Raw genomic sequence first — 15,290 nt, 5'->3', positions numbered from 1 at the left:
TCCATGGAAATTCTTAATATTTTTACCCCGGATGAAATGCGTCACTTTCTCCTTGTGCTGACAAGGGTTTCGGTGATTCTGTTTCTTTTTCCCTTTTTCGGCAGTGAATCCTTTCCGGCTCTGGTCAAGGCGGGGCTGGCCCTTTCCATCACCCTCGTCCTTTTTTCCACCGTCTCCACAGACCCGGATCATTTTCCCGACAAGGTACTCATGGCGCCCATTCTCCTCGTATCGGAGCTTTTTGTGGGGATGGTCATTGCCCTTGTGGTGCGGCTTTTTTTTGCAGCCGTCCAGCTTGCAGGGCTTCTCATCGGCTTTCAGATGGGGTTTTCCATGGTCAATGTTGTGGATCCCCAGACAGGAAGCCAGGTGTCGGTGATAGAGCAGCTGGGATACTGGACTGTCATTACGGTTTTTATTCTGCTGGATGGTCACTACATACTGCTCAGGGCGCTGGTGGAAAGTTTCCATATGGTGCCGCCGGGTGGTTTTGCCCTGCCCGAGGTATTTTTTAATCAGATCATGGGAATGACCGCCTCCATGTTCATTACGGGTATCAAGATCGGGGCCCCCGCCATCGTGGCCCTTCTCTTTGTGTCCGTGGCCTTTGGTATCACCGCCAAATTTGCCCCCCAGATGAATGTGCTGATCATCTCCTTTCCTTTAAAAATTGCTGTGGGTCTGATTTTCTTTGCTGCGGTTTTTGAGGTGATCGTTCGTTTTTCCAGGGCCTATATTCAGGATTTTCCAGGCATGCTGCATTATGTACTGCGTATGTTTGGCGGTGGATAGGAGGAGGGGATGCCCGAAGAAAGCGGACAGGAAAAAACCGAGGATGCCACCCCAAAAAAACGCCAGCAGAGCCGTGAGGAGGGGCAGGTGGCAAAAAGTACGGAAGTGCCTTCCGTTGTGGTCCTTCTCATCGGTGTGGCCACCCTTTATGCCATGGCCAGTATGTATTATGAGCGTCTGACCAATGTAATGCGGCAGTCCCTTACCTTTTCCAGCGTTCCTGAAGTACATATACAACAGGCTCTTTTGTGGATGACGACCTATGGGATGCAGGCTTTCTGGGTCATTGCCCCCCTTCTTCTGGCGGTTTTTCTGGCTTCTTTTTTTGCCAATGCCTTTCAGGTGGGTTTTGTGCTGGCCTGGAAAGCCATAGAGCCCAAAGCCAGTAAAATTAGCCCCATCAAGGGATTTGGCCGGATTTTTTCCAAAAAAAGTCTGATGGAGCTTTTTAAAAGTATTCTTAAAATTACCATTATTTTTTATGTGTCATGGCGGGCGGTTAAGGGTGAGATGCCCCATATGATGCGCCTTTATGACCACAATGTGGCCACCATTCTTTTGTTCATCGTGAAAATTTCCTTCAAGATTTTCCTCTGGGTGCTGCTGGCCATGGTGTTTGTGGCCTTGCTGGATCTGATTTTTCAGCGCTGGAATTTTGATCAGCAGATCAAGATGACCAAGCAGGAGGTGAAGGATGAGGGCAAGCAGACCGAGGGGGACCCTCTGATTAAAAGCCGCATCCGCCAGTTGCAGTTTGAGGCATCCAAAAAAAGGATGATGCAGGATGTGCCCAAGGCCGATGTGGTGGTGACCAACCCCACCCATATTGCCGTAGCCCTTAAGTACGATGCCATTAACATGCAGTCGCCTGAGGTGCTGGCCAAGGGTGCTGGAAGCATGGCTGAACGCATCAGGGCCGTGGCAAAGGAGGCGGGGGTGCCCATTGTGGAGAACAAGCCGCTGGCACGGAATTTGTTTCAATGGGTGGAAGTGGGGCAGGCCATCCCTGCGGATCTTTATCAGGCCGTGGCCGAGGTTCTGGCCTATGTGTATAAACTCAAGGGCAGGGGCCGGAAATAAGGCCAAAAAAATGACGGTTCAGGGTGTTGTGCGTCAGGATCATGACGGATGATGGCTTTGGCTGGTCTGATTTTTTAAAAGATACTTTTCTCTGACAGGGGTTTTCAATGGCAGAAGCGGGCGGTCTTTTTCAGGGTGTTCGTAAGGAATATGCCGACATCGTAATGGTTCTTGCGGTGGTGGGTATTCTTCTGGCCATGCTTTTGCCTGTGCCTGCCTTTCTTCTGGACTTTTTTCTGGCCCTGAACATCACCCTTGCCATCATTGTACTGATCACCACCATGTACACCAAAAGGTCGCTGGAATTTTCCATTTTTCCAACCATGCTTCTGGTGCTTACCCTTTTCCGGCTGGCCCTGAACGTGGCCTCCACGCGGCTGATTCTGCTGCGGGGCAATGAAGGGCCCCAGGCGGCGGGAACTGTCATTCAGTCCTTCGGCAATTTTGTTGTGGGCGGGGATTATGTGGTGGGCCTGATTATCTTTGTGATTCTGGTACTGATCAACTTTATGGTTATTACCAAGGGTGCAGGCCGCATTGCGGAAGTGGCGGCCCGTTTTACCCTGGATGCCATGCCCGGCAAGCAGATGGCCATTGATGCGGACCTCAACGCCGGTATCATTGATGAAAGGGAGGCCAAGGAGCGGCGCATGACCATTGCCCGGGAATCGGAGTTCCACGGTTCCATGGACGGTGCCTCCAAGTTTGTCAAGGGGGATGCCATTGCAGGGATTATCATCACGGGCATCAACCTTGTGGGCGGGCTGATCATTGGGGTGCTGGCGGGGATGCCCGTGGGACAGGCCGCAGCCAATTATACCCTGCTTACGGTGGGGGATGGTCTGGTAACCCAGATTCCTGCCCTCATCATTTCTACGGCTGCGGGTATTCTCGTTTCCAGGGGCGGGGAGGATGATCGCCTCGGGCAGGCCTTTTCCAAGCTGATTTTTTCCAAAACCACGCCCATTTATGTGGCATCCTGTCTGGTTTTTGCTCTGGGGCTTGTGCCGGGTCTTCCCGGTATTCCCTTCATGAGTCTGGGGTTGGCACTGGGGGGAACCCTTTACCTTATGTCAAAGGGCCGCAGCCAGGAAGAGGCCGCAGAAAAAGAGGCGGCCGGCGAAGAGGATGCCGCAGCGCCGGTTTCCGGGCCGGAAGAGGTGGAGCATCTTCTGAATATGGACGCCATGGAGCTGGAGGTGGGGTATGGGCTGATTCCTCTGGTGGACAGCTCCCAGGATGGTACTCTCTTAAGCCGCATACGGTCCATGCGCAGGCAGTTTGCAACGGAGATGGGGATTGTCATTCCGCCCATTCATATCCGGGATAACCTGAACCTGAGGCCTGCGGAATACCGCATGCTGATCAAGGGCGTGGAAATGGCCCGGTACGAGCTGATGGTCAACCATGTGCTGGCCATGGATCCCGGAGATGTGAGCCGCCGTATGGACGGTTTCCCCACCACGGAACCGGCATTCGGGCTTCAGGCCATCTGGATTTCAGCGGATCTGGAAGAAGAAGCCAAGTTCTCCGGATATACGGTGGTGGACAATTCCACCGTTGTGGCCACCCACCTGACGGAAATCATCCGCAGCAATGTGGCGGAACTTCTGGGCAGGCAGGAAGTGCAGCATCTTCTGGACAACCTCGCCAAAAACAGCCCCAAGGCCGTGGAAGAACTGGTGCCTTCGATCATGAGTCTTGGTATGGTACAGAAAGTGCTTCAGAATCTCCTTGCGGAAAGGGTTTCGGTCCGGGATCTGCTCACCATTGTGGAAACCCTGGCGGATTACGGAACCATGAGCAAGGATCCGGATCTTTTAACGGAGTATGTGCGTCAGAAACTGTCACGCTCCATCCTTGCGCCCTACATGGGACCCGATGGCAACCTGCCCGTGCTGACCCTGGACAGGAAGCTGGAAGAAACCCTGACCAAGAGCATTCAGAATACGGAACATGGTGCCTACCTTGCCGTGGATCCCCGGCTGGCGGAACAGCTGATGGCGGGTGTCAGGGGAGAAATGGAAAAGGCCCTGAACCAGAATATTCAGCCGGTTCTTCTCTGCAATCCCAGCCTGCGGCGTCACTTAAGGCGGCTTCTGGAGCAGAATATTCCCACCCTTGCCGTGACTTCCCATGCGGAAATTGTGCAGAATGTCAACATTCAAGCCATTGGAAAGGTGACCCTGTAAGATGAGCGTAAAAACCTTTCGGGCCCCTTCCATTCAGGAGGCCCTGGCACAGGTCAAATCGGAGCTGGGTGTGAATGCCGTGATTCTTTCTACGCGTAAATCGCCCATTGATCCCAGAAATCCCTATGGATCCGGCGGCTTTGAGGTGACGGCTGCGGCAGAGGAACAGAAAAAACCTCTGGTCAGAAAAGAAGCCCCCGTGCGGAACCTTCGCCTGCGTACGGGAGTTTCTCCCCTGAAGGCCTCCGGGAAGATTCCAGAAAGAAAATTCAGCGTAAAGGGTGAGGATGCAGAAGAAGATGTGGCTGCCGTTCTGGACCGGGTACCTGAGGATTTTTCCTCTGGGGCTTCTGCCACGGGAGTGGGCTGGCAGCAGGTACAGCATGAGCTTGTGAGTATCCGGGACATGCTTTTTCTGCTGCAGCAGGGAGAACATATTCCTGATTTTATTACAAGACACCCGGAAAGCCTCAGCCTTTATACCCGGCTGGTGCGTACGGGCCTTACGGAAAAACGGGCAAGGCAGCTCATGGAAACATCGGCCCAGGCTGCAGGAGCAGGTAAAGAAGCCCTTTCCCGCAGGGTGTTTGTGGAGATGATGGCACTCATTGAGGGGATGCAGCCCTTTGAATCCCTTACGGGGCAGCGCTGTGTGGTGGCCTTTGCCGGTCCCACGGGTGTGGGGAAAACCACCACCATTGCCAAGCTGGCCGCAGATTTAAGCCTGAAACAAAAAAAACGGGTGGGACTGATTTCCGTAGACTCCTACCGTATCGGTGCTCTGGAGCAGTTGAAAACCTATGCCGGTATCATGGGAATTCCCTGTCTTCCTGCCTTTAACCGGGAAGATCTTCAGACGGCTTTGCGGCAGATGCAGAACCGGGAAGTCATTCTCATTGATACCGCAGGACTGTCCCATCTGGATCATGCACGCATGGAAGAGCTGGCCGGACTTCTGGGAGGGCGGCAGGCCATTGCCACCCATCTGGTTCTCAGTGCGGCCACGGGCCGGGAAAACATGCGGGAGGCTGCGGAGAATTTTTCCCAGCTTTCCCCGAGATCCTATGTATTCACCAAGCTGGATGAAACCCGCAAAAGGGGAGGCATTCTGGATCAGTTGGCGGATTATCCGCTGCCGGTCTCCTATGTGACCGACGGGCAGCGGGTTCCCGAAGATATTCATCCTGTGACCCGCAAGGGCCTTTTACAGCGTATTTTTGAAACTTCAGGAACCCCGTAAGGTTCAGGAAGAAGGGAGAAAAGGGTGGATCAGGCAACGAGTTTGAGAAAAATGATCAGCCGTCAGGGCGCGCAGCGCAGGCAGGCTGTGGCAGCCCTGTCTTCAGATCAGCCAAGGGTGATCGCCGTGAGCAGCGGCAAGGGCGGGGTTGGGAAGACCAACCTTGTGGGCAATCTCGCCCGCGCCTTTGCAGGCATGGGAAAGGAGGTGCTGATTCTGGATGCGGATCTGGGCCTTGCCAATATTGATATTCTTTTTGGCATCCGCCCGGCCTTCCATATCGGCCATGTCCTGAACGGAGAAAAGACGCTGAACGAAGTGATGGTTTCTCCGGCGGACAGAATCCGCATCATTCCCGCAGGTTCCGGCACCAGCGGGCTGACCCATCTCACCGAGGGCCAGAAGCTGACCCTGTTGGGAGAGTTTGAAGATGCGAATCTTAAAGCAGATGTGGTGCTGATTGATACGGGGGCGGGCATCTCCAAAAATGTGCTTTATTTCAATCTGGCGGCGGATGAATGTCTTCTGGTGGCAACGCCTGAACCCACTTCCATCACCGATGCCTATGCCATGATGAAGGTGATGACGGCCGAACACGGGGCCAGGCATTTTAAACTTGTGGTAAACATGGTAAGCAGTGTGAAAGAGGCCAAACAGGTTTTCCTCACCCTGAATCAGGCTGCGGAGCGTTTTCTGACGGGGGCGGTTCTGGAATATATGGGACATATTTCCATGGACCCCATGTTGCGGAGATCCGTTCAGGAAAGGAAAACGGTCTTTACGGCCTATCCCCGTGCGGAATGCAGTCAGCAGATCGCAAAGCTTGCCAAAGTGCTTGTCAGTGCGCCCCGCCGCCATGATACAGAAGGTTCCATCAGGCTTTTTTTCAAGCGTTTTACGGCATTGCCGCCTGCCTGAGGGGCAGCCTCTGCGGGCAGGGTTTTATCAGAATGAAAGGGCGTGATTGTTTTGAAAGGGATTCTCTCAGCCGAGGAAAGGGAGGCCATGATCGTGGCCCATGCGGATCTGGTCCGCAGTGTGGCCCTGCGTATTTCCATGCGCATTCCCCAGTCCGTTTCCCTGGATGAACTGATGAGTGCGGGCAGCCTTGGCCTCATGGATGCTGTGGATAAGTTTGATCCTGAAAAGGACGTGAAGTTCAGAACCTATGCCCAGTTCCGCATCAAGGGAGCCATTCTCGACGAGCTGCGCAGTCTGGACTGGTTTTCCAGATCCCTGCGTAAAAAGGCCCAGGATGTGGAAAGGGCCCTCGCCGGGGTGGAAAGGGAGTTGGGAAGGCCTGCGGAGGAAAGCGAAGTGGCAGAGGCCATGGGCCTTTCTCTGGAAGCCTATCAGGATGTTCTTGCAGAAATTCACAGTGCAGCCCTCCTGAATCTGGATGCCAGTATCCGGGGAGCAGATAAGGACAGGGATTCGGGAAAATCCTTTCAGGATCAGCTGACGGGTCAGGATAATCCGGAAGACCGGTTTGCAGAAGAAGAGATGAAGGCCCGCATGGCAAAGGTGATAGCAGGTCTCTCGGAAAAGGAACAGCTTGTGCTTTCTCTTTATTACTTTGAAGATCTGACATTAAAGGAAATCGGTGAGGTGCTGGACCGTACCGAATCCCGTGTTTGCCAGATTCATTCCGCAGCCCTTGTAAAAATGCGCACAAGACTGCGGGGAGCTGAAATGGATGTCTGAAGAATAAAAGGGGCTGGGCATGGCGGAAAAAAATGGAAAATCCGGAATTGATCTTGAGATCGGTCAGGATGACATTGATGATCTGCTGCGTGGTCTGGAAACGGAGGCCAGAGGGCTGGATGCTGCGGGCGGGCATGATGAAAAAAAAGACGGAGTTGCGGAGGCAGCCGCAGAAGTCTCTTCCGCCGGATCTGATTTTGATACGGTCACCCAGGATGAAATTGATGCCTTTCTGCGGGGGGATTTTTCCGTTCCTTCCCCTGAAACCAGAACCCCGGAAACAGATGCTGCACATCCCGGGGAGGAGGCGGACCCCTTTGCATCGGGAATGGTGGGGCAGGCGGATATTGATGCCCTGTTTGCGGAAAGTGATTTCAAAGCACCCCCTGTACAGGAGAATCAGTCCCCTGCAGAAGATGATTTTAGCAGTGACACCCTGGGTCAGGACGACATCGAAGCCCTTTTTTCCGGTGGCGATGCCAAGCCGGAAACAACTGCCCCTGCCACATCTGCCCCCGTTGAAGATGATTTTAGCAGTGATACCCTGAGTCAGGATGACATTGAAGCCCTTTTTTCCGGTGGCGATGCCAGGCCGGAAACAACTGCCCCTGCCCCGTCTCCTTCCACAGAAGATGATTTTAGCAATGATACCCTGAGTCAGGATGACATCGAGGCCCTCTTATCGGGGGGGGGCGGCAAAAGCGATACTGCTCTTGCGGAAGAGCCTGCGCCTGTTGAAGGGGATACGGGCAATGAGACCCTGAGTCAGGATGACATCGAGGCCCTCTTATCGGGGGATGGCGGTAAAAGCGATGCTCCTGCGGGAACGCCAGCGGTTTCTGAAGATGATATGGGCAATGATACCCTGAGTCAGGACGACATCGAAGCCCTTTTATCGGGGGATGGCGGTAAAAGCGATACTCCTTCGGAAACGCCAGCGGTTTCTGAAGAGGATATGGGCAATGAGACCCTGAGTCAGGACGACATCGAGGCCCTCTTATCGGGAGACAGCGGCAAAAGCGATACCCCTCCTTCGGAAACGCCAGCGGTTTCTGAAGAGGATATGGGCAATGAGACCCTGAGTCAGGACGACATCGAAGCCCTTTTATCGGGGGATGGCGGTAAAAGCGATGCTCCTGCGGGAACGCCAGCGGTTTCTGAAGATGATATGGGCAATGAGACCCTGAGTCAGGACGATATAGAAAGCCTTTTATCGGGGGATGGCGGCAAAAGCGCCCCTCCATCGGAAACGCCAGCGCCTGCTGAAGGGGATACGGGTAATGAGACCCTGAGTCAGGATGACATCGAGGCCCTTTTATCCGGTGGCAATGCAAACGCAGAAACACCACCGTCACAGGAGGAGGATTCAGAATGGGATAAGGACAGCCCGGCAATTTCTCAGGATGAGCTTGACAGGCTTCTGGGGCTTGCTGCGCCGGAAGCTTCCGTAGCCAAAGAGCCCGATCCCTTACCTTCCCATGAAACAGAAGAAGGCTCCAATCTTCTGAGTCAGGATTATCTTGATGCCCTCCTTAAGGCCCATCAGGCAGAGCAGGCCGGGGAAAAAGCAGCTCCGGAATCCCAGGAACCGGTGCCGCTGGCAGGGGAAGAAAAGGCAGAAGATGATTTCATCGGGCAGGATGACATTGACCGTCTTTTATCCGGCATGGGAGAAGAAAAAAGTAAGGGGGATGTGGAAGAGGATCTTCTGATTTCCCAGGATGACATTGAAAAGCTGCTGGGCAACACGCCACCGGGTGAAGATAATGGCGGTGAAGGAGAGTCGGATGCGGAACTGTTGATTTCCCAGCAGGACCTTGAAGAGTTGATGAAAGATGTGGTGGTGGAGGACCCCACCCCAGAAAAGGAAGCTGTCCAGGAAGAAGCACTTGCTCAGGAAGAGCTGTCTTTTCAGGAAGGTAAAGATGTTATCAGTCAGGAGGATCTGGACGCCCTTCTGAACAACATGGAGGATGGGGCAGAGACGGTTGTGGATTTTGATACAATTCTCACGGAGCCCGCTTCCGAAGAATCTCCGGTTGAAGAATCCTCTGCAGAAAAGTCAGTTCCGGAAGAAAAGCTTCCACAGGAAGAGGAGCGTGTGGTCCTTGTGCCTGCGGATGAAAAAAAAGCGTCTGAAAAAAAGAAGCGAAAAAAGTGGCCCATGGCACTGGCTGCGGGCATTGCCTTTCTGATGATGGCAGGGGCTGGTGGCTGGTGGTTCTTCCGGTCTCCAGTAGAGGATATTTCCATGGCAGAATCAGCACTTCCCGAAACCCTACCTGCGGAGGAAAGCCCTTTGCCGGTTCAGCCTGCCATTGTTTCTCTGGATCTTCCTGGATTCATTGTGCCCTCTTCACCGGGGGTTGCCCACACGGCCTACCTGATGACAGACCTTTCCATAGATCTTTCCCCGCAGGCGGCCATGTTTTATGAGAAAGAGCCCGCCCGTTTCCGGGATGTGATTTTTCAGTCCCTGAAAAGGGCTGTGGATGCATCTGAAAATACGGAAATTACGGAAGAAAACTTGCAAAACAGTCTAATTGATGCTCTAAATGAGTCTTTTCAGGACGCTCCGGTACTTCGGGTGGTGTTTACCCGCATTTCCATTGGTTGATCTTTTCGAAAGGGCTCCTTACTTTTATGGAACAGCCTCAAGAGGCTTTTCTTTTTTTGCAGGAAACCTTCTTTAAGGGGAGGCCATGATGACGACCATACCCAATCTCAATATGGTGATACAACAGGGGGGGGCTGTGCGGGAAGCCCATAACCTGAAGGCCCAGCCCTACGATTCCTCCCAGGCCGCCAATGCAGTGCAGCCGGAGCGGGAAGCCCGGCGGCGGGAAGAAGTGCAGCTCAGTGAGGAAGCCTTCAAGGCGGGCAGGGATGGTAAGGAAGGCGGACATGAAGGCCGGGACTCGGAAAAAAGGGAAGGACAGGAGAAGCAGGAGAAAGCCCTGGAAACCCGGCACTCAGAAGGTGTGGGAAGTCTTGTGAACACCCGTGCCTGACATCTTTTGGAAGAGGATTCTGTGGATACGCTTCTTTACTGGGTTGCCATCCCCATGGTTGCCAATATCTTTTTGATATTTTTTGTGATTCTCAGCCTGCGTCGTCTGATGCGCCGTCTGGAGGACGAGGCCGTGCACAAGGCCGTGGACCGTGTACTTGCCAGCCTTGCTCCGCTGGTGGATCAGGCACGGGATCTTTCCCAGTCATTTGATGAACAGCTTCGGGAGAAGCAGCGTCTGATTCAAAGCCTCAATGAGAATCTGGACCGCAGAATTACGGCCCTGAGCCTGATGGTAAACCGTACGGAAGCCACCCTGAAAGCCGCAGAAAGTCAACGGCATACAAGTGAGTCCATGGATCTGCAGGGTGCCGTGCTGGATCTGGCGGATCAGGGCAGGGATGCCGAACGCATTGCAAGGGATCTGGCCGTCAGTCCCGGTGAAGTGAGCCTGATATTGGAATTGAAACGCAAACTGGATGCCCTTTCCCGCTGATGTCATTTTCCCTGTCCCTTTCATCCCTTCCGGGAATCCGTGAACAGAGCCGTCTGGAAGCCCTTCTCCGGCCCGGAGCCCGTTACAGCGCAAAGGTGGCAGCGGGCCTTGCCGATGGCAGGATTCGTCTGAGTTTTGCAGGCCAGAGCCTTCTGCTGCGTCCGGAAAAACCCCTTGCCCCCGGCACTTTTGTGGAGCTGCGTATCCATGCCACTCCCAAAGGGCCGGTTCTGGAAATTCTCCCCCAGCCCGTTCAGGGTGAAAAATCAGCCTCCCTTTCTTCCCATGATTTCCTTAATGAAAAAACACCCTCTATGTCCACGCAGGCAGGAGCAGGCCGGTTCAGCCATGGCCCACGATCCATGGGGCGTGTGCTGCAGCTCCTTTCCTCCCTTGTGCAGGGCCGGAGTATGCAGGATTCAGGTGCTTCAAAACCGGGCCTTTCCCTGCCTTTTTTATCCATGGCTTCCGATGTGAAGGCAAGTCAGCAGGCTTTGACCTCACTGGTGCGATCTTTTTTCCATGAGCCTTCGGCCATGCGGGAGTCTTTGATTTCCGGGGCCAAAGAGGACATGCTTTTTTCCCTTGCTAGCCTTGCGGAAAAAGAAGGAGGAAAGGAAGGCCTTGAGCTGGTGCAGGATTTCCGGGAAATGATTGCCAGAAATCTGGTGGATCAGGGCCGTATTTCCCTGCCGCTTCCCTTGAGCATGGACGGGATTTTTTTTATGGGCCGTTTTTTTATGGATTTGGGAGAAGGCAGCGGGGGAGACCCGGACCCTAAGGTTCTCCGTGCCGGTCTGGATCTGGATCTGGAAAGTCTGGGACGCATCCGGGCCGATGCCCTTCTTTTCGGCAAAGAGCTGCAACTGGGGTTTCGGGCGGAGGATAGAGCGGTTTTATCCCTTTTTGAAGAAGAAATGCCTGATCTGGTCCAGCGGCTTAAGACCCTTGGCTTCCGGGTGCTTCCCGTGAGGTATCAGCTTCTGGAGAACAATGGGGTCTGGGAAGAAGCTGCGGCTGCTGTGCCGGGTGACGGCTGGGGGGTGGTTGTGTGATTTTTATGGGACGGGGGAAGCCCGATGGCAGAAGAAAAGGGAAAGGCTGGTAAAGGACCGCGCAAGGCCGTGGCCCTCCGTTACAAGGTGCTGGAGGATGCGGCTCCCAAGGTCATGGCCAGGGGCCGGGGAAGTATTGCCAGAAGAATCATGGAGCTGGCGGAAGAACATGGTATCCCCGTGAAGGAAGACCGGGATCTTGTGAATCTTCTGGAAGCGCTGGATGTGGGAAAGGAAGTGCCGCCGGAGTTGTATCAGGTGGTGGCGGAGCTTCTGGCCTTTGTTTACAGAACCGGGAAAAAACGAAAGCCCTGATGCATCCCGGTAGTTTTTTCCCTGTCCTGTCAAAATTGCCGGGCAGCCTGCGTCAATGAAGTGGCGCAAATTTTTGTGTAAGGTGTCATGGAATTCTTCAAAGGGCCTTTTGTGGGCCTTTTGAGTTTCATGGCATTTTTTTTGCTTTGAATCAGGTCAGAGCGAAAGGGAGGACGCCATGATTCTTCAGATGACACGGCCTGTGCAGGGTGGCCTGCGGCAGGAAAGACATTTTGAAAACACATCCAATCACCTGGCCAATGCGGATACGCCGGGTTTTAAAAAAGACATTGTATCCTTTGATAAGGCTTTCAGGGCACAGCTCCATACGGATCTCACCCAGGGGCCGGTGCGCATGACGGGCAATGATCTGGATTTTGCCCTGGAAGATGAAGGTTTTTTTGTCATCGAAACCAGCAGGGGACCAAGGTATACGCGGAACGGTAATTTCACGGTGAATGCCGATGGTTTTCTGGTGACACAGCAGGGTGAAGCTGTTCTGTCCGGGGGAGCCCCCCTTGGTGTGGCCGATGGCCGGGTTTTTGCCGATGCCCAGGGCAATATTTTTGTGGATGAGGCGCTGGTGGGGGCTCTTGATGTTGTGACCTTTCAAAACCTTGAAGGTCTTGAAAAGGAAGGCCGGACCCTTTTTCGTTACAAGGGGGATGATGACGATGCCCTGCCGCCGCCCAACATACGGGTGAAGCAGGGGGCTCTGGAAATGGCCAATGTGGAGGTTGTGGAGGAAATGAGCCACATGATTTCCATACACCGCATGTATGAAATTCAGCAGAAGATGATGATGACCATCGATGAGATAGACACCAAGGCCATTACGGAGCTGGGACGTTCGCCTGCCTGATGGTCGTTTTATATGTTTTTAATGAAGGGAGGACCCCATGATACGAGGTTTATGGACGGCTGCCTCAGGCATGGTGGCTCAGCAGATGCAGACGGATGTCATTGCCAACAACCTTGCCAACACCAATACCACGGGATTTAAAAAAAGCAGGGCCAACTTTCAGGACGTGATGTATCAGACCATGCTGGTGGCCGGTGCCATCACGCCGGGTGGCGGTCAGATCCCTTCGGGTATTCAGGTGGGTATGGGGGTGCGGCCCGCAAGTGTTCAGAAGGTATTCACGGAAGGGGATTATACCCAGACGGGCAATGATCTGGATTTTGCCATTGAGGGCAGGGGGTTTTTTCAGGTGATGCATAATGGTGAGCCTGTGTACACCCGTGCCGGTAATTTCACAAGGGATGCCGAGGGCTTTATCACCACCCCGGCCGGAGACCGGCTGCAGCCGGAAATTGCCATTCCTGCCGAAACCATTCTGGTGACGCTCCAGTCCAATGGGCTGCTTACGGCCCATGGGCAGGGTGATGAAATTCTGGTTCAGGAGCAGATCACCATTCATAATTTCATCAATCCCTCAGGGCTTTTTGCCATGGGTCAGAATCTTTTTCGCCCCACGGAGGGTTCCGGTCCAGCCATTGAAGGCATTCCCGGAGAAGACGGGCTGGGCACCCTTGCCAACAATTATCTGGAAATGTCCAATGTCAGTGTGGTGGAGGAGATGGTGGGCATGATTGTGGGTCAGCGTGCCTATGAAGCCAACTCCAAGAGTGTGCAGACGGCCGATGCCATGCTGGGGCTGGCAAATGGTCTGAAACGCTAGGGGTGATGCCATGGCAATGGGCGCAAGGATGATCCGGTGGATACTGTTCTGGCTGATTATGGGAAGTGCCGTGGCTGCTTCTGCATCGGTTCGGGTGGTGATTCCGGAATCCGTCCGTGTGACAGGGGATGACATTCTTCTGGGAGATATTGCCAGCATAGAAGGCACGTCAAAACTGGATGATCTGGTTCTGGGCCGCAGCCCGAGACCCGGCTATTCCCTTTCCCTGCCGGGAAGCCGTGTCCGCATCCTGATTCTCAGGGAATTTCCCGATGCGGAACATGAGATTCCCGGTGTGCTTCGGGTGGAGCGACCCGGACAGTCCATATCCGGGGAAAGGGTGAAGGTTCTGCTCCAAAGGGCCATGCAGAAAAAATATCCGGAAGCTTCCATAGAAATCCGGGATCTTCGGTTTCAGGGGCAGGACACCTTTGCTCTGGGCAGGCTGACCCTTGGGGCTCTGAATTATTCCGGTACGGGAAGCCGTATCCGTGGACAGTTCCCTGTATTTGTTGACGGGCAGTCCATGGGCAACCTGCGCTTTGCCGCACAGGTGGAGCGCATGGCTCCTGTTGCCGTTGCCGTCCGGACCATGGAAAGGGACACGGTGATTGGTCCTGGGGATCTGCGCATGGAGCGGAGAAATCTTTCAGAACTGCGGGATGATGTCATTCTGAATCCGGAAGCCGTGTATGGCATGGCTGTCCGTTTAAGGGTCGGTGCCGGTGATGCCCTGCGTGCGGACCGCCTGATGACACCGCCTTTGATTCGGCGGGGAGACCGGGTCCGCATGGTCGTGCAGAGTGAGACCCTTAAGGTGCATACCGCAGGTCAGGCTCTCAGGGATGGGGGCATGGGGGAGCGAATACCCGTGGAAAATCTTCATACGGGCAAGGTTGTTCATGGAGAGGTGATGGCGGCAGGCCAGGTGCGTCTGGCTTTTTAGCAGAAAGTGGGAAGTGGGAACAAGGGCGCAGGAGCTGCCGGAAATTACCCGAAGGAGGCGTGATATGCAAAAAACAAGGGGGCTGTATTCTGTACTGACGGTTTTTTTTCTTTTCCTGATGGCAGGCTGTGCGGCCCAGTCCGTACCCCAGGCAGCGCTTGTGCCTCAGCCCATGGGTATGGAGGCACCTCCGGCATTTTTCGGGGCTGTGCCGCCAGCGGAAGGATCTCTCTGGAGTGATTCGGGAGATATGCTGTTTACGGATCAGCGGGCAAGGCGGGTGGGGGACACGGTTATTGTGGATATCGTTGAAAATGCCACTTCACAGGTGGCGGCAAACACCAACCTGAAACGGGAGACAACCACCAGGGCAGGAATCCCCAATGCTCTGGGGCTCACTTCGAATCTTGGAGGTAATATTGATGCAGCCAGCCTTTTTGAAGCCAACACCCGGACCGAGCTGAAGGGCTCCGGTCAGAGTGACAGATCCGGCCGTATCACGGCATCCATCGGGGCCAGGGTTATAAAGGTCATGCCCAACGGAAATGTCATGGTCTATGGCAGCCGGGAGCTTAAAGTCAACCATGAAACCCAGTACATTACCGTTTCCGGCGTGATCCGGCCCAAGGATATCGGTTCGGACAACCGGGTGCAGTCCACGGTGCTGGCCGATGCCCGCATTGAATATTCCGGCAGGGGCGTGATTGATGAAAAGCAGAGACCCGGTTGGATGACAAGGTTAGTTGACAGATACTGGCCGTTTTAGTGAATGCCGAAA

General features: G+C 54.2%; 15 protein-coding genes. All 15 read left to right on the top strand.

Annotated features, from left to right (window positions below):
- Positions 1-3: 3 nt before the first annotated feature.
- The 15 genes from fliR to LZ24_RS07530 all read left to right on the top strand — a co-directional run bounded on the left by fliR (position 4) and on the right by LZ24_RS07530 (position 15,278).
- The gene (fliR, locus tag LZ24_RS07600) at positions 4-792 is read left to right on the top strand and encodes a flagellar biosynthetic protein FliR (protein ID WP_144684191.1); all 789 of its coding nucleotides are present in this window, start codon (positions 4-6) and stop codon (positions 790-792) included.
- 9 nt (positions 793-801) lie between these two features.
- Positions 802-1,872 (top strand): flagellar biosynthesis protein FlhB, encoded by a 1,071-nt coding sequence (flhB, locus tag LZ24_RS07595; protein WP_144684189.1) that lies wholly within the window; start codon positions 802-804, stop codon positions 1,870-1,872.
- A 107-nt stretch (positions 1,873-1,979) separates the two neighbouring features.
- Positions 1,980-4,064 (top strand): flagellar biosynthesis protein FlhA, encoded by a 2,085-nt coding sequence (gene flhA / locus LZ24_RS07590; RefSeq protein WP_144684187.1) that lies wholly within the window; start codon positions 1,980-1,982, stop codon positions 4,062-4,064.
- 1 nt (position 4,065) lies between these two features.
- Positions 4,066-5,304: a flagellar biosynthesis protein FlhF gene (gene flhF, locus LZ24_RS07585; protein WP_144684185.1), complete on the top strand. Its 1,239-nt coding sequence runs from the start codon at positions 4,066-4,068 to the stop codon at positions 5,302-5,304.
- Between the two features lie 24 nt (positions 5,305-5,328).
- Positions 5,329-6,222 carry a MinD/ParA family protein gene (locus LZ24_RS07580; RefSeq protein ID WP_246118551.1) on the top strand — a complete coding sequence of 298 codons (894 nt, stop codon included), beginning with the start codon at positions 5,329-5,331 and terminating at the stop codon, positions 6,220-6,222.
- 42 nt (positions 6,223-6,264) lie between these two features.
- Positions 6,265-7,008 (top strand): FliA/WhiG family RNA polymerase sigma factor, encoded by a 744-nt coding sequence (locus LZ24_RS07575; RefSeq protein WP_246118550.1) that lies wholly within the window; start codon positions 6,265-6,267, stop codon positions 7,006-7,008.
- A 19-nt stretch (positions 7,009-7,027) separates the two neighbouring features.
- Positions 7,028-9,625, top strand: coding sequence for a hypothetical protein (locus tag LZ24_RS07570; protein ID WP_144684183.1), 2,598 nt, complete (start codon positions 7,028-7,030; stop codon positions 9,623-9,625).
- An 85-nt stretch (positions 9,626-9,710) separates the two neighbouring features.
- A complete protein-coding gene (locus LZ24_RS07565; RefSeq protein ID WP_144684181.1) occupies positions 9,711-10,019 on the top strand; it encodes a hypothetical protein in 309 nt (102 codons plus the stop codon).
- 21 nt (positions 10,020-10,040) lie between these two features.
- Positions 10,041-10,514 carry a DUF6115 domain-containing protein gene (locus LZ24_RS07560; protein ID WP_144684179.1) on the top strand — a complete coding sequence of 158 codons (474 nt, stop codon included), beginning with the start codon at positions 10,041-10,043 and terminating at the stop codon, positions 10,512-10,514.
- Positions 10,514-11,569, top strand: a complete 1,056-nt coding sequence (gene fliK, locus LZ24_RS07555) for a flagellar hook-length control protein FliK (RefSeq protein WP_144684177.1) — start codon at positions 10,514-10,516, stop codon at positions 11,567-11,569. The genes LZ24_RS07560 and fliK overlap by 1 nt, the downstream gene beginning before the upstream one ends.
- A gap of 24 nt (positions 11,570-11,593) precedes the next feature.
- Positions 11,594-11,884: an EscU/YscU/HrcU family type III secretion system export apparatus switch protein gene (locus tag LZ24_RS07550; RefSeq protein WP_144684175.1), complete on the top strand. Its 291-nt coding sequence runs from the start codon at positions 11,594-11,596 to the stop codon at positions 11,882-11,884.
- A 178-nt stretch (positions 11,885-12,062) separates the two neighbouring features.
- Entirely contained in the window at positions 12,063-12,746 is a 684-nt protein-coding gene (locus LZ24_RS07545; protein WP_144684173.1) for a flagellar hook-basal body protein, read from the top strand.
- Between the two features lie 37 nt (positions 12,747-12,783).
- Positions 12,784-13,566: a flagellar basal-body rod protein FlgG gene (gene flgG, locus LZ24_RS07540; RefSeq protein WP_144684171.1), complete on the top strand. Its 783-nt coding sequence runs from the start codon at positions 12,784-12,786 to the stop codon at positions 13,564-13,566.
- Positions 13,567-13,576: 10 nt separating this feature from the next.
- Positions 13,577-14,512: a flagellar basal body P-ring formation chaperone FlgA gene (gene flgA / locus LZ24_RS07535; protein ID WP_144684170.1), complete on the top strand. Its 936-nt coding sequence runs from the start codon at positions 13,577-13,579 to the stop codon at positions 14,510-14,512.
- A 64-nt stretch (positions 14,513-14,576) separates the two neighbouring features.
- On the top strand, positions 14,577-15,278 hold the full coding sequence (locus tag LZ24_RS07530; protein ID WP_144684168.1) for a flagellar basal body L-ring protein FlgH: 702 nt from the start codon (positions 14,577-14,579) through the stop codon (positions 15,276-15,278).
- Positions 15,279-15,290 lie beyond the last annotated feature (12 nt).

The sequence above is a fragment of the Desulfobotulus alkaliphilus genome, assembly GCF_007830435.1.
Classification (GTDB): domain Bacteria; phylum Desulfobacterota; class Desulfobacteria; order Desulfobacterales; family ASO4-4; genus Desulfobotulus; species Desulfobotulus alkaliphilus.
The sequence above is the reverse complement of the archived record's forward strand: the minus strand, read 5'-3'. Positions and strand labels throughout refer to the sequence as shown.